Raw genomic sequence first — 19643 nt, forward strand, 5'->3', positions numbered from 1 at the left:
GTCGGTCACCTCCGGCGCGGTGATCTGCGAGATCAAGGACTGACGGCCCGGCCGCAACACTGCTCGGCGCACCCGCCGGGCGCCCGACGGGGCCATCCAGCCCCCCGGGCGCCCGGGTATGCGTTGTACGCACAGGCGGTGAGCTCCGCCGAGGCCCGCCTGCCCCGTGTCGGTTACGATCTTTGCAGTCGGCCGTGTTCGCCCGTCGGACGACGCTCCGGGCGGTGCGACGGCGCGCAGAGAACCGATGAGGGAGAGCGACCGATGATCTTCATCACCGCCAAATTCCGTATCCGCCCCGAGTACGCGGACCAGTGGCCGGACATCGCCGCCGACTTCACCGCCGCGACCCGTGACGAGCCGGGCTGTCTGTGGTTCGACTGGTCCCGCAGCATCGACGACCCGACGGAGTACGTCCTGGTCGAGGCCTTCCGTGACGACGCGGCGGGGGCGGCCCATGTGCAGTCCGAGCACTTCAGGACCGCTCAGCGGACCCTGCCGCCGCACCTCGCCGAGACCCCGCGGATCGTGAACGCGACGGTGCCGCAGGACGACTGGTCGCTGCTGGGCGAGATGAGCGTCCCCGAGCAGGACTGACACTCCGTCACCAGCGCTGCTCCCGGTCGGGTGTTCGGGGACGGCTCCCGTGAGGTGTCGTCCCCGGTCCCGGCCGGTTCAGTGGCCGCGCCGCTGCAGTTTCAGGTCCGTGACCACGGGGCGGTGGTCCGACGCGTCCGTGGCGACCTCGTGGGCGCCGGTCACGGTGATGCCGGGGGAAACCGTCACCAGGTCGATGCGCTTGACGGGGTCGACCGCCGGGTACGTCCCACCGCCGTCCGGGTCGGCGTCCCGTAAGCGCTGCCGGAGCGGCGCCAACTCCGGAGCCGTCGCCTCGGCGTTGAAGTCGCCGACCAGGATCTTCGGTCCGCGGTCGGCGGCCAGCACCTCGAGCATGTCCGCCACCTGGGCCGCGCGGACCGACGGGTCGGCCCGGTGGTCCAGGTGGGTGCTGTAGACGTGTACGAACACGCCCTTGACGTTGACCGTCACCTCGGCGAAGCCGGGCGCCGGGGCGGGCACCGGGTCGGGGGTCTGGGTGGAGAGCCGGGTGATCTCGTGGTTCTCGGCCTCGAGCACCGGGTGGCGGCTCAGCACGGCGACACCGTACTGTCGGCGTTTCCCCTCCGCGGTGGCCGGGTCCAGATCGTAGATCGGTGCGAAGAACACCCGCATGGCCAGCGTGTCGGCGAGCGCGCGGGCCTCGTCGACGAAGTCGCTCCGGGCGCCCCAGTGCACGTCGACCTCCTGGAGACCGATCACGTCGGCGTCCAGATCGCGTATGGCCTCCGCGGTGCGGTTGAGGTCGAAGACCCCGTCCTGACCGGCTCCGGCGTGGATGTTGTAGGTCGCCACCCGCAGCGGTACGGCAGGGGCCTGCGCCCCGAAGGGGACGGTCTCCGCGGCTGTCACCGGTGCCGCCGTGGCGAGCACGACGGCCATGACGGCGGTCGGCAGGGCGGCCGGACGGGCGTTGCGGGCGGGGCGCCGGGAGTGGTGCCGCATGTCTTCTCCGAACTGAGCAGACGTCAGAACTCGTGTCACAACCGCGTCATTGTCTCTCGCCCGATCCGACTTCCGTGGGTAGGTTGCTGCTTCCCGGCCGCCGTTGGAACTGGAGCGTACGCATGTCCGAGACCCCCGCCGTCGGTGCCCTGGGCAACAGGATCAGGACCGATCAACCGCACACGGCACGGATCTGGAACTACTGGTTGGGCGGCAAGGACAACTACTCGGTCGATCAGGAGGTGGGAGAGCAGATTCGCAAGCTCCACCCCGGCATCGGCGAGTACGCCCGCGCGGACCGGCAGTTCCTCCAGCGAGCGGTGCGGTACCTGGTGGCCGAGTGCGGCATACGCCAGTTCCTCGACATCGGCACCGGACTGCCCACCGCCGACAACACCCACGAGGTCGCCCAGCGGATCGCCCCCGAGTCCCGCGTCGTCTACGTCGACAACGACCCGATCGTTCTGGCCCATGCCGCGGCCCTGCTGACCAGTACACCCGAGGGCCGCACGGCCTACCTCGACGAGGACCTGCGCGACACCGACACCATCCTGGCGCGAGCCGGGCAGCTGCTGGACCTCGACCGGCCCGTGGCTCTGATCCTGCTGGGCGTCGTCATCTTCATCGAGGACGACGCCCAGGCCCACGGGATCGTGCGGCGCCTCATGGACGCCCTTCCGGCGGGCAGTCATCTGGTTCTGTCGCACACCGTCACGCGACCGGACATGCCCGATGTCGACGCGGCCGTCGCCTTCTGGAACGAGCACGGCACTCCGAGGCTGACCCAGCGGTCTCCCGAAGCGGTCGCCGGGTTCTTCGACGGGCTCCAGCTCCTCGGACCCGGTGTGGTGTCCTGCAACCACTGGCGTCCCGCCCCCGGTGACGTGGCCCTCGGCGCGGAGGTCGCCATGTACGGCGGGGTGGCACGCAAGCGATGACCCCGGGCCCCGGGGCGGGTGGGGGCGAGACGGCTCAGGTCACTCGGTGAGTGCCTTCTCGATGTCGGTGATGACCTGCTCCATGGCGATCGGTCCGTTGCTGCTGCTCCAGACCTGTCCGTCGACTCCGTGGTCCCGGCCCGCCTCGACGGCCTTCATCCGAGTGAAGGCCTTCTCGGAGCGGGCGGCCTCCAGCGCCTTGTCGCCTTCGGCGTTGAGCGTGGCGATGAAGACGTGGTCGGCGTCGGCCTTGGTGAGGTTCTCCAGGGACAGCGGGTCCGAGTGCGGCTGCTTGCCGAGGTCCTCGGCGAGGGGCAGCGGGGACAGGCCGGCCTCCTCCAGCATCGCGGTGGGCATGTTGGCGGAGTTCATCACGATCGGGCCGCCCGGCATCCACCGCATCACGATGCCCGTGCCCTTGGCGCCCCCGCCCGCGTTCCCCGCGCGCTCGACCAGGGCGTCGATCTTCTTGTCGAGTTCGTCGGCCCTGCCCAGCGCCTCGCCGTAGGTGTCGAGGCTGGAGCGCCAGTCACCGGCGGCCGGGACGATGGTCGGCGCGATGGCGGAGAGCGTCTCGTACTGCGACTTCTCCAGGTTGGCGCCGGTGAGGATGATGTCCGGCTCGGCCTTGAGGATCGCCTCGGTGTTGGGTTCCCTGACCGTGGCGACCAGCGGAATGTCCTCGGCCTGTTCGCCCAGATAGGCGGGAGCGCCTTCGGCGCCTCTGGCGGCGCTGGTGCCCACCGGAGTGATGCCGAGCGACAGGGCGGTGTCCAAGGAAGCGTCACTGAGAGTGACGACCCTCTTCGGTGCGCCGGCGACCGTCACCTCGCCGAAAGCCGTCCGCACGCTCCGTTCGGTCCCCTCGGCCGCCGTCTTCCCTTTGCTGTCATCCGAGTTGGCGGAATCGGACCCGCCACAGGCGGCGAGGGCGATGACCAGCGGCGCAGCCGCCAGAGTGAGAGCGGCGGAGCGCAGCGAAGACCGGCTTCCGGGCATGGGGGACTCCAGGGGGAGGTGGATGTACGGCGAAAGCAAAGTTAGGTTAACCTCACCTTTGTTGAATATGGAAGGAGGGGTGGTGGTGACGCTGCGTTCCCTCATCGTGCGCGGCCTGCTTCCCGGCGTCGGCGTCCTGCTGGCCGCGGTGATCGCAAGCCTGCTCCTGGGAGCGGGGGAGGTCGGACCGGGGCGCGCCCTGTCCGCCCTGCTCGGCGGGGCGGACGACGACGCCCGTTTCACCGTGCTGGAACTGCGGCTGCCGCGCACCCTGGTCGCGGTCGCCGTCGGCCTGGCCCTGGGCGTCGCGGGAGCCCTGCTCCAGGCGGCCGCCCGCAATCCCCTGGCCGAACCGGGCCTGCTGGGGGTGAGCGCGGGGGCGTCCTTCGCCGTGGTCCTCGCCCTGGTCCTCGGCGCTTCGGCGGCCACCCTCGGCCCGTATGTGGCGGTTCTGGGGGCGGGCGCGGGGTGTCTGCTGGCGCTGGCCGCGGCCCGGTTGCGCGGGGCCGGGGACGACCCCGTGCGGCTCGTGCTCGCCGGTGCGGCCTTCAGCGGGCTGATGGCCGCGGGCTCCTCGGTGATGCTCCTCGTCGACGCCCGGGCCGCCGACGAGATCCGCTTCTGGACCATCGGGTCGGTCGCCGGGCGGGAACTGGCGGATCTGTGGAGCATCCTCCCCGTCGTCGGTCTCGGGCTGCTCCTCGCCGTCCTCGTGGCTCCCTCCCTGACCGCGCTGAGTCTCGGTGACGACGTGGCCACCGGCCTCGGCCACCGGCCCGGCCGGGTCCGGGCCCTCGCGGTGACGGCCGTGGCCCTGCTGGTCGGCGGGGCCACCGCCCTGGCGGGCCCCGTGGCCTTCGTCGGGCTCGTCGTGCCGTTCGCCGCCCGCGCCCTGGTCGGTCCGGACCTGCGGCGGCTGCTGGCCGTCTCCGTCTTCATCGGCCCCGCCACCGTGCTCACCGCCGACGTCGTCTCCCGGCTCGTCGCCCGCCCCTACGAGATGCCCCTCGGCGTCATGACCGCGCTCCTGGGCGCGCCCGTCCTGGTCGCCGTCGTCCGATCCCACAGGTTGCCCTCGTTGTGAAGACTCTCCCCACCCCGTCCGGACCGGCGACCGGGACCGCGGTTCAGGCCCGTCGCGCACCGCGCGGTGTCCCCGGCGCCTGGCGCCCGGCCGTCGGCCCCTACGCCGTGCTGGTTCCGCGCAGGCCGCTGCTGGGCACCGTCGCCGTCCTGGTCGTGCTGACCGCCGCGAGCGGGGTGCACCTCGCCGTCGGCGAGATCTTCGTCCACCCGCTGGACGCGCTGCGCGCCCTGGCGGGTGAGGGCACCCCCCGCGACATCCTGGTCGTCGAACGCCTGCGGCTGCCGCGCCTGCAGGCCGGTCTGGCCGTCGGCGCCGCCCTCGGCGCGGCCGGCTGTCTGATGCAGACCCTCGCCCAGAACCGGCTGGCCACCCCCGACACCGTCGGCCTCAACGACGGCGCCGCGGCCTTCGCCGTCGCCTCGGTCACCGGGATCAGCACCAGTCTGCTGCCCGGCGCCGCCGCCCTCACCGGTGCCGCCACCGCCGCCGCCCTCACCCTCGCCCTCAGCGGCGGCGCCGGGCGCGGGGGGTACCGGTTCCTCGTCGTGGGCCTCGGCGTCGGCGCCGTCTTCGGCGCGATCACCAGTCTGGTCCTGGCCCGCTCGGCCGCCGACGCGGCCAACGCCGCCTACGGCTGGACCGTCGGCACCCTCAACGGCCGCGACCAGGAAGCGGTGTCCCTGCTCGCCGTCGCCCTGCTCCTCGCCCTGCCGCTCGGCATGGTCCTCGGCCGCCGGCTGCTCCTGCTGCGCCTGTCCGACTCCGTCGCCTCCGGTCTCGGCGTCCGGGTCAAGGCCCTGCGCCTGGCCGTCATCGCCGTCGCGGTCGTCCTCGGCGGCCTCGCCGTCGCCGTCGCCGGGCCGCTGGGCATGATCGCGCTCGCCGCCCCCGAGGCCGCCCGCCGCATCGCCGGGCCCCGTGCTGTTCCCGTCCTGCTCTCCGCCCTCACCGGCGCGCTCTTCACCCTCCTCGCCGACCTGGTGGGCCGCACCGTGCTCGCTCCGCTGGAGGTCCCCGTCGGCCTGGTCACCGCCGTCGTCGGCGGTCCGTACCTGATCTGGCTGCTGCTCACCACCCGTACCAGGAGGTCCCTGTGAACCCGGTCGCCGCCGACAGCCGCCTGAGCACCCGGGCCCTGTCCCTGGGACACGGCTCCGACCTCGTCATCGACGGCCTGGACCTCGCTCTGCCCCAGTGCCGGGTCACTGTCATCGTCGGCCCCAACGGGTGCGGCAAGTCCACCCTCCTCGGCGGGCTGGCCCGCACCCTGCGCCCCCGGGGCGGCGCGGTCCTCCTCGACGGCCGGGAACTCACCAGGATCCCCACCCGGGAGATCGCCCGCACCATCGGCATGCTCCCCCAGTCCGCGATCGCCCCCGACGGCCTCACCGTCCGCGACCTCGTCCGCTACGGCCGCCAGCCCCACCAGGGCCTGCTGCGTCAGTGGTCCGCCGCCGACGCCCGCGCGGTCGAGGAGGCGCTCACCGCCGCCGACCTGCACGGCCTCGCCGACCGTCCGCTCGAGACGCTCTCCGGCGGTCAGCGCCAGCGTGCCTGGATCGCCATGGCCGTCGCCCAGGAGACCGAGATCCTCCTCCTCGACGAACCCACCTCGGCCCTCGACATGGGCCACGCCCTCGAAGTGCTCGAGCTGGTCCGCTCGCTGGCCGCACAGGGCCGCACCCCGGTCCTGGTCCTGCACGACCTGACCACCGCGTGCCGCTACGCCGACCATATGATCGCCCTCAAGGACGGAGCGGTGGTCGCCCAGGGCGCCCCGTCGGCCATCGTCTCCCCCGACCTCGTCCGGGAGCTCTACGGAGTCGAGAGCGCCATCCTCACCGACCCGGTCCACGGCACCCCGGTGATCTGCCCCCTGCACATCGCCACCTCCGCGCCAGGCGCCTGAACCGGTGCGACGGCCCGGTCCGGGCGGGACGGCAGGGGCGGCCGGGGGCAGCCGGTCAGGATCCGCCTCCCCCGCCCTGTCCCCTGGCCTTGTCAGTGGCGCGGAAGCGCGTGTATAACGTTGTAAAACTCTCATCCGGCGGCTCGATGCCCGGCTCACGGTGACGGCGCCCGTCTCGCCACCGGTCCCCGGCCGGGCCGTCCACGAAGGGATTGCCGTGCGGGTCAGCCTCAAGGACGTCGCCGCGCACGCTGGGGTCTCCATCAAGACCGTCTCCAACGTGGTGAACAACTACCAGCACGTCACCCCCGCCATGCGCGAGCGCGTCCAGAGGTCCATCGACGCCCTCGGCTACCGGCCCAACCTGACCGCCCGGCACCTGCGCAAAGGGCGCACCGGCATCATCGCGCTCGCCCTGCCCGAACTCGGCAACCCCTACTTCGCCGAACTCGCCGCCGCCGTCATCGACACCGCGGCCGAGCACGACTACATCGTGCTGCTGGACCACACCGGGGGCCGTCGCGAGCAGGAGATCCTGGTCAGCCAGGGGTTCCGGGCCAGGGTCATCGACGGACTCATCCTCAGCCCCATCGAGCTGGAGGCCAAGGACTTCCGCGAGCGTACGGAGCAGGTGCCGCTGGTCCTGCTCGGCGAGCGGGAGTACGACCTGCCGTACGACCACATCGCCATCGACAACGTGGCCGCGGCCCGCGCCGCCGTCCGGCACCTGGTCTCACTGGGACGCCGCAAGGTGGCGTTCATCGGGGCCCGGCGCGCCCGCAGCGAGCCCGCGCAACTGCGCGTACGGGGCTGGCGCGAGGAGCTCACCGCCGTCGGCCTCCCCGCCGACGAGGGCCTCGTCGCCGCCACCGACGGCTGGGGGCACGCGGACGGTGCGGCGGCGATGGCCCACATCCTGGACAGCGGGCAGCGGCCCGACGCGGTGTTCGCCTACAACGATCCGATGGCCATCGGGGCGATGCGGGTCCTGCACGAGCGTGGTCTGCGGATCCCCGACGACATCGCCGTCGTCGGATTCGACGACGTGCTCGAAGGGCGGTTCGGCGCGGTGACCCTCACCTCCGTGTCACCGGACAAGGCCGCCATCGGCAGACTCGCGGTGGAGTCGGTGCTGGCCCGGCTGCACGACACGGCTCCCGAGCCGCGTCGTATCCGGGCCGACTACCGCCTGGTCGAACGGGAGAGCACCCTGGGCCGGTCCGCCGGCACCGGCACCGCGAACACCTGACCAAGGGTTTCGACTCCCGGCCCACCGGCCGTACGGGCTCCTTTCCGGGCCCTGAACCGGCCCCGTCCGGCAAGCGCTTGCCGGAGCCGCCCCGCTCACCCCCTCCCCCGCCGCGCTCCGCGCTCACCTCGTGCACAGGGGGTTTACAGCGTTCTTCCAACGATGTAAAAACCTGTTGGCGGCGAACCGGACGCCGTATCGCACACCGGGAGCAGCACCGGTTCCGCGCTCTCCAGCTCCCCAGTTCCCTTTCAGCGTCACCCGGATCGGGGTCACCATGCAGCGCACCATTCATCGCCCTCACCTCCTCGCCCGTCCCGTGCTCGTGGCCTTGGCGGCCACGGTGGCCCTGACCGCCACCTCCTGCGCGAAATCGGAGGACGACGCGTCGGACAGCAAGAAGTCCCCGGCAGCCGCGGCCGACGCCGGCCAGAAGGTCGTCACGCCGAAGCCGGGCGGCAAGACCTGCACCATCGACGCGTACGGCGGCAAGAAGCTCGACCTCAAGGGCGCCACCGTCGGTTTCTCGCAGTCGGAGAAGGAGGCCAACCCGTTCCGCATCGCCGAGACGCAGTCCATCAAGGACGAGGCGGCGAAGCGGGGCGTCGAACTGCTGACGGCCAACGCCCAGTCACAGTTCTCCAAGCAGATCAGCGACGTCCAGGACCTGCTCGCCAAGGGCGCCGACCTGCTGGTCATCGCGCCGCTCAACTCCGACGGCTGGGACCCGGTGCTGCAGGCCGCCGCCGCCAGGAAGGTTCCGATCGTCACGATCGACCGCAAGATCAACGCCACCGCCTGCAAGGACTACGTCTCCTTCATCGCCTCGGACTTCGTCGAGCAGGGCCGGCGGGCCGCCGACCAGATGATCGAGGCCACGGGCGGCAAGGGCGAGGTCGCGATCCTGCTGGGCGCGGCCGGGAACAACGTCACCACCGAACGCACCAAGGGGTTCAAGGAGCGGGTCGCGGAGAAGGCCCCCGGTCTGAAGGTCGTCTTCGAGCAGACCGGGGACTTCACCCGGGAGAAGGGGCAGCAGGTCACCGAGCAGCTCATCCAGTCCAAGCCGGGCATCAAGGGGATCTACGCGGAGAACGACGAGATGGGCCTGGGCGCGGTGGCCGCGCTCAAGGGCGCGGGCAAGAAGGCCGGCAACGTCGAGATCGTCACGGTCGACGGCACACGCAACGCCGTACAGGGCATCGTCGACGGCTGGATCACCGGCGTCATCGAGTCCAACCCGCGGTTCGGTCCGCTGGCGTTCGAGACGCTGGACGCCTTCACCCAGGGCAAGGAAGTGCCCCAGGACGTCGTCATCCAGGACAGCGCCTACGACGCCGGCAACGCCGAGCAGGACCTGGGCAAGGCCTACTGACCCCCGCGGGGCCCGCTCCCTCCGGGCCCCGCCGTCCCGTCACCACTCACTTCCTGGAGGCACAGGTGGCTCCCCCCGCCGCAGTCCTCGCCGTCCGCGGACTGAGCAAGACCTTCCCGGGCGTCCGGGCCCTGGACGACGTGGACCTGACCCTGCATCCGGGCGAGGTCCACGCCCTGATCGGCGAGAACGGCGCCGGCAAGTCGACCCTCATCAAGCTCCTCACCGGTGTCCACCGGCCCGACGCGGGTGACATCGTTTTCCAGGGCCGCGAGGTCTCCTTCGCCACGCCGCTGGAGGCGCAGAAGGCCGGGATCTCGACCATCTACCAAGAGGTCAACCTCATCCCGCTGCTGAGCGTGGCCCGCAACCTCTTCCTGGGCCGCGAGCCGCGCACCCGTCTCGGCCTGCTGGACTTCGCCCGTATGCACAGGGAGGCCGAGGAGACCCTGCGCGCCTACGGTGTCCGGGTGGACGTCCGTCTGCCGCTGCGTGCCCTCGGCGTCGGCGCTCAGCAGATGGTCGCCCTGGCCCGCGCGGTGGCGACCGAGGCGCGCGTCGTCGTCATGGACGAGCCGACCTCCTCGCTCGAGCCGCGGGAGGTCGAGACCCTGTTCTCGGTGATCCGGCGGCTGCGTGACGAGGGCATCGCGGTCGTCTACGTCAGTCACCGGCTGGACGAGCTGTACGCCGTGTGCGACACGGTCACCGTGCTGCGCGACGGGCGGCGTGTCCATCACGGCCGTCTCGCCGACCTCGACCGGCTGTCCCTGGTGTCGACCATGCTGGGCCGGGAGCTGGGCGAGGTCCGCACGGAGGGCCTGACCCGGTTCACCGGCGACCACCATGCCCTCGGCACCCGACCCGTGCTGGAGGCACGGGAGCTGACGGTGCCGCACAAGCTGCACGACGTGTCCGTGACGATCCGGCCCGGCGAGGTCGTGGGACTCGGCGGGCTCCTCGGATCCGGGCGGACCGAGACGGCCAAAGCCATCTCCGGTGCGCTGGCCACGAGTTCCGGGCAGGTCCTGGTGGCCGGTGTCCCGTTGCGCGGCGGCTCCACCCCCGCCGCCATCCGGGCGGGCGTCAGTCTGCTGCCCGAGGACCGCAAGAGCGAGGGCATCGTTCCCGGGCTCTCGGTCCGCGAGAACATCTCGCTGGCCGTGCTGCCCCGGCTCTCCCGTTTCGGTCTGGTCTCCGAGGCGCGCGTCGACAGCGTCGTGGACACCTTCGTCGAACGGCTGCGCATCAAGGCGTCCTCACCGCACCAGAAGGTCGGTGAACTGTCCGGCGGCAACCAGCAGAAGGTGCTCCTCGCCCGCTGGCTGGCGATGAACCCCAAGGTGCTGCTGCTGGACGAGCCCACCCGGGGCATCGACGTCGGGGCCAAGGCCGAGGTGCAAAGACTCGTGGACGAACTGGCCGCGGACGGCCTGGCCGTTCTGCTCATCTCCTCCGATCTGGAGGAACTCATCGAAGGGTCCGACCGCGTGGTCGTGCTGAAGGACGGGGCGGTCGTCGGCGAACTGGACGGCGAGGACGTCACCGAGGACACACTGATGCGGACCATCGCCGGGCACGCCCCGGTCGGGGGCACGGCCGGCGTCACGGCCGCGAAGGAGGCCGGCGATGGCTGAAGCCGCTCTGCGCACCGCGCCGCTGGACCGGACCCGCGTCCTGCAGTGGCTGCAGACGTACGGCGTCTACGCCGGCGTGGCGCTGCTGCTGGTCGTCAACACCGTCATCACCCCGCACTTCCTGTCCGCGGAGAACTTCCGCACCCAGGCCGTGCAGGTCGCCCCCGTCATCATCGTCGCGCTCGGCATGGCCCTGGTCATCGGCACCGAGGGCATCGATCTGTCGGTCGGCGCCGTGATGGCCCTGGCAGCCTCCGTGACCGCCCTGTACCTCGGCTACGGTCTGCTGCCGGCGCTGCTGGTGGTGGCGGTGTTCGCCGCCGCGGTCGGAGCGGCCAACGGGGCGCTGGTCGCCTTCGTCGGGGTGCAGCCGATCGTGGCCACCCTGGCGCTCATGGTCGGCGGCCGGGGCCTCGCCCTGGTCCTGCTGCCGCAGCTGGAGGATCTGCGCAATCCCGCGCTCGCCTCCCTGGGTTCCGGCGACGTCCTGGGCGTGCCGTACCTGATCCTCATCGCCGCCGTCCTGGCGCTGCTGGCCGCGTTCGTGGTCCGCCGCACCACGTTCGGGCGCCAGCTGCTGGCCATCGGGGACAGCCGCCCCGCGGCGCAGCTGGCGGGTCTGCCGGTGCGGCGCGTGCTGATCGTCGTGTACGTGCTGTGCGCGCTGCTGGCGGCCGTGGCGGGCGTGCTGGCCACCGCCCGGCTCCAGGCCAGCGACCCGACCTCGCTGGGCAATCTGATGGAGCTGTCCGCCATCACCGCCGTCGTGGTCGGCGGGACCCCGCTGACCGGCGGCCGTGTCAACATCGCCGGCACCGTGGCGGGAGCGGTCCTCATCCAGTTGCTCACCGCCACCCTCATCAAGCACGATCTGCCGCCGTCGTGGACCCAGATCGCGCAGGCCATAGTGATCGTGTGCGCGGTCTACGCGGCACGGGGACGGGGGAAGCGATGACCGCCACGAAGACGGACGTGCCCGTGGCCACGGCGGGCGGGCGACCGCCGAAGGCCGCGGGCCCCGAGGGCTCCGTACGCTCGGAGCGCCTCAGCTCCCTGGTCCAGCAGCACGGGGCGCTGGCCGTGCTGGTGATCGTCTCGCTGGTGGCGTCGTTCAGCTTCGACTCCTTCGCCACCGGGGACAACGTCGGCAACATGGCGACGAGTTCGGCGTTCCTGGCGATCGTCGCCCTCGGGATGACCTTCGTCATCATCACCGGGGGCATCGATCTGTCGGTCGGTTCCCTGTTCGCCCTGGGGGGTGTCCTGGCGGCCTGGGGGTCCCGGCACGGGACCCTGGTGGCGCTGCTGTTGCCCCTCGTGGTGTGCGGCGGGATCGGTGTCGTCAACGGCCTGCTGGTGGCGCGTTCCCGGCTGGCGCCGTTCATCGTCACCCTGGCGGCCATGCTGGGGGCGCGCGGTCTGATGCTGGCCCTCACCGACGAGGGCGCCGAGACCTACCTGATCGGCAAGGGCTCCTTCCTCTCCGAACTCGGCCAGGGCACCACGCTCGGCATCGGCAACCCCGTGTGGGTCACCCTGGCGCTGTTCGTCGCCGGAGCGGTCGTCCTGCGCCGCACCCGTTTCGGACAACATGTGTACGCGGTCGGCGGCAACGAGGACGCGGCGGCCCTGATGGGTGCTCCGGTGGCCCGGACCAAGATCCTCGTCTACACGTTGTCCGGGGTGCTGGCCGGGCTGGCCGGCGCGCTCAACGCGGCCTGGCTCGCGTCCGGTGTGACCATTCTCGGCAACGGCATGGAGCTGGAGGCCATCTCCGCGGTCGTGATCGGCGGCACGCTGCTCACCGGCGGCCTCGGTCATGTCAGCGGCTCGCTGGTCGGTGTCCTCCTGCTCAAGGTGATCCAGAACGTCATCAACCAGATCGGCTCCCTGGACTCCTCCTACCAGCAGGTCGTCAGCGGCGCCTTCCTGGCCGTCGTGGTCGTCGCCCAGACCTGGCTGGGCCGCAGACGCCAGTTGCTGTGAAGCCCCGGACGCGGCGGCCCTCCCTCCCCGGACCGGCTGCCGCGTCCGGCTTTCGGGGCAGTCGGCTCCCGGTTCCCGTACGGGAGCGGAGGCCGGCCGTCCCGCGCACGCGCACGTGTACCGCCCCCCACTCTCCGAGGAGGCACGATGCGTCGACCACCCGCACCGCGTTCACCGGTTCACGGGATCGGACACCGGCGGTGGTGGGTCACCACCGCGCTGATGGTGCTGGTCCTGCTCGGCGGTACGGCCCTCACCGGGTCCGCCACCGCTGCCGCCGCACCCCGGGCGTGGACGCCCAAACCCGCGCCGATGACCACCCCCTGGACCGACCGGGTCCCCGTCGACACGCCCCTGCCCGAGTATCCCCGCCCCCAGCTCACCCGCCCCGACTGGGCCAATCTCAACGGCATCTGGGACTTCGCCGTCACCTCGGCCGACGCCAGCCGGCCCGCGTCGTTCCCCGAGCAGATCCGGGTGCCGTTCGTGGCCGAGTCCGCACTGTCCGGCATCCAGCGCCGGATCACGCAGAACGACAAGCTCTGGTACAAGCGCACCTTCACCGTGCCGTCCGGCTGGAACGGCCGGCGTGTGCAGCTCCACTTCGGCGCGAGTGACTGGCGCACGACCGTGTGGGTCAACGACCGGCAGGCCGGCGCGCCGCACAGCGGCGGCTTCGACGCGTTCTCCTACGACATCACCGATCTGCTCGGCAGCGGCGCCAACACCGTCGTCGTCTCCGTGTGGGACCCGACCCAGACCGGCGGCCAGGCCGTCGGCAAGCAGCGGATCAACGACGTGACACCGCATCCGGGCGGCGGCATCTTCTACACCGCCGCGTCCGGCATCTGGCAGACGGTGTGGCTCGAACCCACGGCGCCCGCGCACATCACCCGCCTCGACATGGTTCCCGACCTGGTGAACAACCGGCTCAGGGTCACGGTGCGGGGCGCCGGCACGAACGGCCACCAGACCCGGGTCACGGTCTCCGCCGGCGGTACCGCGGTGGGCGCCGCCACCGGCCCCGTCGGCAGCGAGTTCACCGTGCCGGTGCCCTCCGCCCGGCGGTGGACCCCGGACGACCCCTTCCTCTACGACGTACGGGCGGATCTGCTCTCCGGCGGCACGATCGCCGACTCCGTCGGCAGCTACACCGGAATGCGCTCCGTCGGCGTCGCCCGCGTCGACGGGGTCCTGCGCCCCGTCCTCAACGGCGAGTTCGTCTTCCAGACCGGCACCCTGGACCAGGGCTACTGGCCGGACGGCATCTACACCGCGCCCAGCGACGCCGCGCTCCGGTACGACCTGCAGAAGCACAAGGACCTCGGCTTCAACATGGTCCGCAAGCACATCAAGGTGGAGCCGCAGCGCTGGTTCTACCACGCGGACCGGCTCGGTCTGCTGGTCTGGCAGGACATGCCGTCCATGGACCTGCGCACGCCGGACGCGGCCGCCCGTACCCAGTGGGAGGCCGAGTACGACCGCGTCATCGACCAGCACCGCAGTTCGCCTTCGGTGGTGATGTGGGTCAACCAGAACGAGGGCTGGGGCCAGTACGACCAGGCCCGCATCGCGAACGAGGTCAAGGCGTACGACCCGTCCCGTCTGGTGAACAACATGAGCGGCGTCAACTGCTGCGGAAGCGTCGACGGCGGCAACGGGGACGTCGTCGACCACCACGTCTACGTCGGTCCCGGCACCACGGTGCCCGACGCCACCCGCGCGGCCGTCCTCGGCGAGTACGGCGGCCTGGGTCTGAAGGTGTCCGGTCACGAGTGGTACCCCGGCGGCGGGTTCAGCTACGAGGACCAGCCGGACGCGGCCCGTCTCGGCAACCGGTTCGTCGGTCTGCTGGACGCGATCCGCGAGGTGCGGCTTCCGCGGGGCCTGTCCGGCGCGGTCTACACCGAGATCACCGATGTGGAGAACGAGGCCAACGGCCTGCTCACCTACGACCGTCAGGTCGTCAAGGTCGACGAGGCACGGGTGAGGGCCGCCAACCGTGCCCTGATCGACGCGTCCCGCTCGCCGTCGGTCCCCGTCACCCTGCCGACCGGCCAGTACCGGTCTCTCGGTGTGACGACCCCGGGGCTGACGAACCGCTACGTGCGGCACCGGGACGGCGCGGTGTTCACCGAGACCGTGGACGGCGGCAGCAGCACGCTGTTGAAGAACGACGCCACCTGGAGGATCGTGCCGGGCCTCGCCGACGGCTCCTGCTACTCGTTCGAGTCGCGGAACTACCCCGGCGAGTATCTGCGCCACCGCGACTACCGCGTGTACAAGGAGGCCGGCAGCGGTGGCCTGTTCCGGGCGGACGCCACCTTCTGCCCCGTGCGCGGCGCGAACGGGGCGGTGCGGCTGTCCGCCTACAACTTCCCCGAGCAGTATCTGCGCCACTACGAGGCCCAGTTGTGGCTGGCCACCCCTGGCGGTACGCACATCTGGGACAACCCCGCTCTGTTCGCGGAGGACACCACCTGGACCGTGGCGGCGCCCTGGGCACCGTGAGCGGTGTGCGGTCCCCCGGGTGAGAGGCGGTGACGGCCGCGGGGCCGTCACCGCCTTCCCGGGCCGGCGCTCCCCGGCGTGCGGGAAGGTGCGGGTGCCGTCCGGCACCCGCACCTTCCCGCTACTGCCGGCAGGCACAGGCGGCCGTGCCGGCCCGGCCTGTCACGGCTTCTCCCGGTCGTGCAGGGCCTTCACCTCCTTGGCGGTGAGGGCCCTGTCGAACGCGTGGACCTCGTCCACCGCGCCGTCCCAGAAGTCCGTGTCGGTGCCGTTCCACTGGGCACGGCCCACGGCGAGCGGCCCCGAGCCGACGTAGGCGGGGCCGGCGGTGGCGGTCGCCGCCGGAACGCCGTCGACGTAGAGGTCGATCTCGCCCCGCGCGGCGTCACGCACACCGACGAGGTGGTACCAGCGGCCCGTGTCCGGCTTCGTCTCCAGCCGTGCGCGCTTCCCGTCGGGTGTGCTGAAGGCGAAGGCGCCCTGCCCGTACTGCAGGTAGAAGGGACTCGCCTGGCGCCGTCCGTCCTGGCTCACCGCGGTGGCGTAGTTGCCGGGCAGCGAGTCGAGCCTGACCCAGGCGGAGACCGAGTAGCTGCCGGTCGTGTCGAGCACGGGGCCGGCGGTTCGCGCGTGCTGCCCCCGTCCGTCGAACTTCAGCGCGCTGCCGCTGACACCGGAGGTCCAGGCGGTGCCGTCGGTGAGGGTCAGGGGCCTGCCGTTCGGGCCGTCGTCCTTCGCGGTGGTGCCGGTGCCCTCGTCGAGGGTCCAGTGGCCGCCGCCCTTCAGCTGCGCCCGCTCGCCCGCGGCGGCGCCGGCCGCGATGACCTTGCGGTTGACCTCGCGCACCCTGACCGGGTCGACCTTGATCTCCCGGCGGTCGTAGGTGTAGAGGCCGTTCAGTTCGTTCTCCAGGTCGGTGATCTGTGTGTACACCGAACCGGAGAGTTCGGCGGCGGCCTGGTCGAGGTAGAACTGCTCGGTGTTCTCCACGTACTTGCGGGTCAGTGCCTCCTTGTCGGCGACGCCGCTGTAGATCACCGTCGGCGCGCCCGGCCACATGTGGCCCGGGGTGCGCAGGGTGAAGCCGCCGTGCTCCCCGTCCATGGCCGCCCGGTGGTCGGGGAAGGGCGGGTCCTCGTTGTTGTAGTCGTGGTGGTCGATGATGTCGCCCTTGCCCGAGTCGCCCTTGGAGTTGCAGCAGTTGACGCCGCTGTGGGCGTTGACGATGCGGGAGGGGTCGGCGGCCTTGACCGACTCGGCGATGCGGCCGCTCTCCTCGCGGTCCCACTCGCCCCAGCCCTCGTTGAAGACGATCCAGCCGATGACCGAGGGCGAGTTGTGGTGCTGGCGCATCATCGCGCGGCCCTGGTCGACGAAGGCCTTCTGCCCGGTCTCGTCGGTGATGTTCCCGGAGACGAAGTCCTGCCAGACCAGCAGGCCGAGCTTGTCCGCGTGGTAGAACCAGCGCGCCGGCTCCACCTTGATGTGCTTGCGGACGGCGTTGAAGCCGAGCTTCTTGTGCGCCTCGAGGTCGAAGGCCAGCGCCTTGTCGCTGGGGGCGGTGTAGAGGCCGTCGGGCCAGAAACCCTGGTCGAGGGTGGCGAGGGAGAAGACGGGCTCTCCGTTGAGCACCAGCTTCCGGTAGCCGCCGACCTCCTCGATCCCGATCTCGCGCATGCCGAAGTAGCCGGTGACCTCGTCCACCGACCGGCCGTCGGTCAGCCTGACGTCGAGGTCGTAGAGGTAGGGGTCGTCGGGGCTCCACAGGCGTTGCTTCGCCACGGGGAGCCGGAGCTCGCGGTTGGCCGGACCGCTGACCCTGCCCACGACCTTGCCGCGGGCGTCACGGGCGACGGCCTCCACGCGCGCCTTCGAGGAGGCGCTCTCGGACTCGACGGTCACCGCCAGGCTGCCGGTGTCGATGTCCGGTGTGGTGACGACGTTGTCAACGGCCCGCTCGGCGACGGGTTCCATCCAGACCGTCTGCCAGATGCCGGACGACTGGGTGTAGAAGATGCCGCTGGGACGGGTGTGCTGCTTGCCCGTCGGCTGGTCGGCGCCGCCGGTGTCGGTGACCGCGACCACGACCTCCTGCGCTCCCCTGCCCTTGAGCGCGTCGGTGATGTCGGCGCTGAACGCGGTGTAGCCGCCGGTGTGTTCGGCGACCTTCCGGCCGTTGACCCAGACGCGGGCCTGGTAGTCCACGGCGCCGAAGTGGAGCTTCAGCCGCTTTCCCGCACCGATCTTCCAGTTCTTCGGCACCTCGACGAGCCTGCGGTAGAACATGTGGTCCTCGTGCCGCTCGAGCCCGGACAGCTGGGACTCGACGGGGAACGGCACGGTGATCCGCTCGTCCAGGTTCTTGCCGAAGACCGGCTGCTCGCCCGCCTCGGCACCGCTGAACTGCCAGGTTCCGTTGAGGTTCTTCCACTGGGACCGCACCTGCTGCGGACGGGGGTGCTCCGGCAGCGGGTTCTTCCTGTCCAGCTGGTCGCCCCACTTCGTGGTGAGACGGTGCCCGGAGGCGTTCGTCGCGTAGCGGACGATCCGGGGGACGGCCTTGCCGCCGGCCGTCAGGCCGCCCTCTCCGTCGTAGGTGAACCGGACCTGCTGGTTCTTCTGGATCGGCTTCGCGAGCGTGACGAGGAGAGCGCTGCGGTCGCCGGGCGCCGCCTTCGCCGACGTGACCGGCATGGCGGTGGTGTCGGCCTCGATCTTCAGGTGCTCGGCGACCTCGTCGAGGTCGCCGACCCGGTCCTCGAACCGGGCGCGCAGCCGCTTCCCGTCCTCGGCGACCGACAGGTCCACCGGGAAGACCTCGAAGCCGGCGGGCGGTGTGAACGCCGATTCGGGGACGAGTTGCCTGGGCGTCGTCGGGCTCGACCAGCGCAGGAACATGTTCGCCCCGCCGAAGTCCTGGAACATCTCCAGCCGGAAGGTGAGCCGTTCACCGGCGGTGAGCCTGATCGGCTTGCTGGTCTGCTCCTTGTCCCAGTCCGGTTCCCAGTGGTCGATGACCGGCTTGTCGTCGATGAAGAGGCGGAATCCGTTGTCCCCGATGGCGTGGAACGTGTAGTCGTCGGTCCTCGGCGCCTCGATCTGCCCCGTCCAGCGGGCGGTCGTGTGCTCCGTCTTCCCGGTCAGCTCCTCGAACGTGCTCGTCAGGCCGGAGAAGTTGATCTGCGGCTCCAGGAGGGTGCCGCCGAGCACGGCGAAGTCCCGTGCTCCCGGCGCCGACATGCTGAAGTACTCGCCCTTCAGTCCGTGCTGCTCGACGGCGGCATCGGCCGCTGCACCGGCGGTACGCGCGGACGTGCCGGCGCTCACGGACTCCGCGGCCGCCGCGGCGGGGACCGCCGCGCTCGTGGGCAGGAGCAGGGCCGCGGCGGTCAGCAGAGCCCACCACCGGGCTCTCGGGCGGGTGTGTTGTCTTGTCATCGAACCTTTCCTCGCGCAGGGGGCATGGGGACAGGACGAAACGGGACTGCGTCAGGTCGACGGCCGGGCCGCCAGGGGGTGTTCACCGGTGGCCCACGCGGACCCACCGGTACGGCACGGCACCGGAGCCGGAGCCGCGACGGCCGGACGCTATTCCAACGTTGGAAATTCACTGTGCAGCGGAATGACAACACGTCGGCAGTCGGCTGTCCAGACCTTCCGCACAGTCGACTGACCGTCAGGAACCGTGCCTCCGCGAGGATTTGCCGGGCTTGCTACGCCTCGGCCGGCCGGCGGCTGCCCGCCTCCCTCGCCGCGTGCTCCAGCCGGGCCCGGTGGGCCTCCCACCAGGCCGCGTCACCGGACGGCAGATCGCTCGCCCCCTTCCCCCAGCCGACGGACCCGTCGATGAGCTCCCGCACGATGTCCGCGTGGCCGGCGTGCCGGTGGGTGTCGGCGATCACCCGCACCAGGAGGTGGTGCAGCGTGGTCTCCCTCCGTCCCTCCCGCCACCACGGCACATGACCGACGGTGTCGAGCGGGAGCGCGGCGAACGTACTGTCCGCGTGCTCCCACGCCCGGTGGTAGAGCCCGACGATCTCCTCGCGCGACTCGTCCGCGGTGGCCCACATGTCCGCGTTGGGTTCGGCGTCCTGCGTGTACCACCAGGAGGGCGGGTCCTGCCGGAAGAAGGGCCGACCGAACACATCGCCGAAGTACCCCAGTTCCACTCCGGCGGCGTGCTTGACCAGCCCCAGCAGATTGGTGCCGGTGGGTGTCAGCGGGCGGCGGACGTCGTACTCCGAGAGCCCTTCGAGCTTCCACACCAGGGCTTCCCTGGCGTCCTGCAGATATCGGGTCAGGTCCGCTTTCGGGTCCTGTTCCAGGTTCGGGTTCGGGTTCGATTCCGGGTTCGTCATGCCCCGCAGTCTCGCACCGGGTACTGACAAC

The 19643-nt window shown here is 71.4% G+C and carries 15 protein-coding genes; 11 read left to right on the plus strand and 4 right to left on the minus strand.

Going from position 1 to position 19643, the window contains the following annotated elements:
* Positions 1-264: 264 nt before the first annotated feature.
* Positions 265-597, plus strand: coding sequence for a putative quinol monooxygenase (locus ACWEQO_RS31700; protein ID WP_361459270.1), 333 nt, complete (start codon positions 265-267; stop codon positions 595-597).
* Between the two features lie 78 nt (positions 598-675).
* Here the strand turns inward: ACWEQO_RS31700 and ACWEQO_RS31705 are convergent, their stop codons facing one another.
* Positions 676-1563 carry an endonuclease/exonuclease/phosphatase family protein gene (locus tag ACWEQO_RS31705; protein WP_452986086.1) on the minus strand — a complete coding sequence of 296 codons (888 nt, stop codon included), beginning with the start codon at positions 1561-1563 and terminating at the stop codon, positions 676-678.
* Between the two features lie 122 nt (positions 1564-1685).
* On the opposite strand from ACWEQO_RS31705, the gene ACWEQO_RS31710 reads away from it, so the two are divergent.
* On the plus strand, positions 1686-2501 hold the full coding sequence (locus ACWEQO_RS31710; RefSeq protein WP_452986087.1) for an SAM-dependent methyltransferase: 816 nt from the start codon (positions 1686-1688) through the stop codon (positions 2499-2501).
* A 39-nt stretch (positions 2502-2540) separates the two neighbouring features.
* On the opposite strand, the gene ACWEQO_RS31715 is transcribed toward ACWEQO_RS31710, so the two are convergent.
* Positions 2541-3500: an ABC transporter substrate-binding protein gene (locus ACWEQO_RS31715; RefSeq protein WP_361459264.1), complete on the minus strand. Its 960-nt coding sequence runs from the start codon at positions 3498-3500 to the stop codon at positions 2541-2543.
* 85 nt (positions 3501-3585) lie between these two features.
* Here ACWEQO_RS31715 and ACWEQO_RS31720 point away from each other — a divergent pair, with 85 nt between their 5' ends.
* The 9 genes from ACWEQO_RS31720 to ACWEQO_RS31760 all read left to right on the plus strand — a co-directional run bounded on the left by ACWEQO_RS31720 (position 3586) and on the right by ACWEQO_RS31760 (position 15254).
* On the plus strand, positions 3586-4584 hold the full coding sequence (locus ACWEQO_RS31720) for a FecCD family ABC transporter permease (RefSeq protein WP_452986088.1): 999 nt from the start codon (positions 3586-3588) through the stop codon (positions 4582-4584).
* Complete coding sequence (locus ACWEQO_RS31725) at positions 4581-5684, plus strand: FecCD family ABC transporter permease (RefSeq protein ID WP_361459260.1); 1104 nt, start codon at positions 4581-4583, stop codon at positions 5682-5684. Before ACWEQO_RS31720 ends, ACWEQO_RS31725 begins: the two co-directional genes overlap by 4 nt.
* Complete coding sequence (locus tag ACWEQO_RS31730) at positions 5681-6496, plus strand: ABC transporter ATP-binding protein (protein WP_361459258.1); 816 nt, start codon at positions 5681-5683, stop codon at positions 6494-6496. Before ACWEQO_RS31725 ends, ACWEQO_RS31730 begins: the two co-directional genes overlap by 4 nt.
* Before the next feature lie 217 nt (positions 6497-6713).
* Positions 6714-7745, plus strand: coding sequence for a LacI family DNA-binding transcriptional regulator (locus tag ACWEQO_RS31735; RefSeq protein WP_452986089.1), 1032 nt, complete (start codon positions 6714-6716; stop codon positions 7743-7745).
* 277 nt (positions 7746-8022) lie between these two features.
* Complete coding sequence (locus tag ACWEQO_RS31740; protein ID WP_452986090.1) at positions 8023-9120, plus strand: ABC transporter substrate-binding protein; 1098 nt, start codon at positions 8023-8025, stop codon at positions 9118-9120.
* Positions 9121-9185: 65 nt separating this feature from the next.
* Complete coding sequence (locus ACWEQO_RS31745) at positions 9186-10757, plus strand: sugar ABC transporter ATP-binding protein (protein ID WP_452986091.1); 1572 nt, start codon at positions 9186-9188, stop codon at positions 10755-10757.
* On the plus strand, positions 10750-11712 hold the full coding sequence (locus tag ACWEQO_RS31750; protein ID WP_361459250.1) for an ABC transporter permease: 963 nt from the start codon (positions 10750-10752) through the stop codon (positions 11710-11712). Before ACWEQO_RS31745 ends, ACWEQO_RS31750 begins: the two co-directional genes overlap by 8 nt.
* Positions 11709-12743: an ABC transporter permease gene (locus ACWEQO_RS31755; RefSeq protein WP_361459248.1), complete on the plus strand. Its 1035-nt coding sequence runs from the start codon at positions 11709-11711 to the stop codon at positions 12741-12743. The genes ACWEQO_RS31750 and ACWEQO_RS31755 overlap by 4 nt, the downstream gene beginning before the upstream one ends.
* A 147-nt stretch (positions 12744-12890) precedes the next feature.
* Positions 12891-15254: an AbfB domain-containing protein gene (locus ACWEQO_RS31760; protein ID WP_452986092.1), complete on the plus strand. Its 2364-nt coding sequence runs from the start codon at positions 12891-12893 to the stop codon at positions 15252-15254.
* Positions 15255-15416: 162 nt separating this feature from the next.
* On the opposite strand, the gene ACWEQO_RS31765 is transcribed toward ACWEQO_RS31760, so the two are convergent.
* Positions 15417-18692, minus strand: coding sequence for a LamG-like jellyroll fold domain-containing protein (locus tag ACWEQO_RS31765; protein WP_452986093.1), 3276 nt, complete (start codon positions 18690-18692; stop codon positions 15417-15419).
* 275 nt (positions 18693-18967) lie between these two features.
* Entirely contained in the window at positions 18968-19612 is a 645-nt protein-coding gene (locus ACWEQO_RS31770; RefSeq protein ID WP_452986094.1) for a DinB family protein, read from the minus strand.
* Between the last annotated feature and the right edge of the window lie 31 nt (positions 19613-19643).

Source organism: Streptomyces sp. NPDC004051 (genome assembly GCF_053604275.1).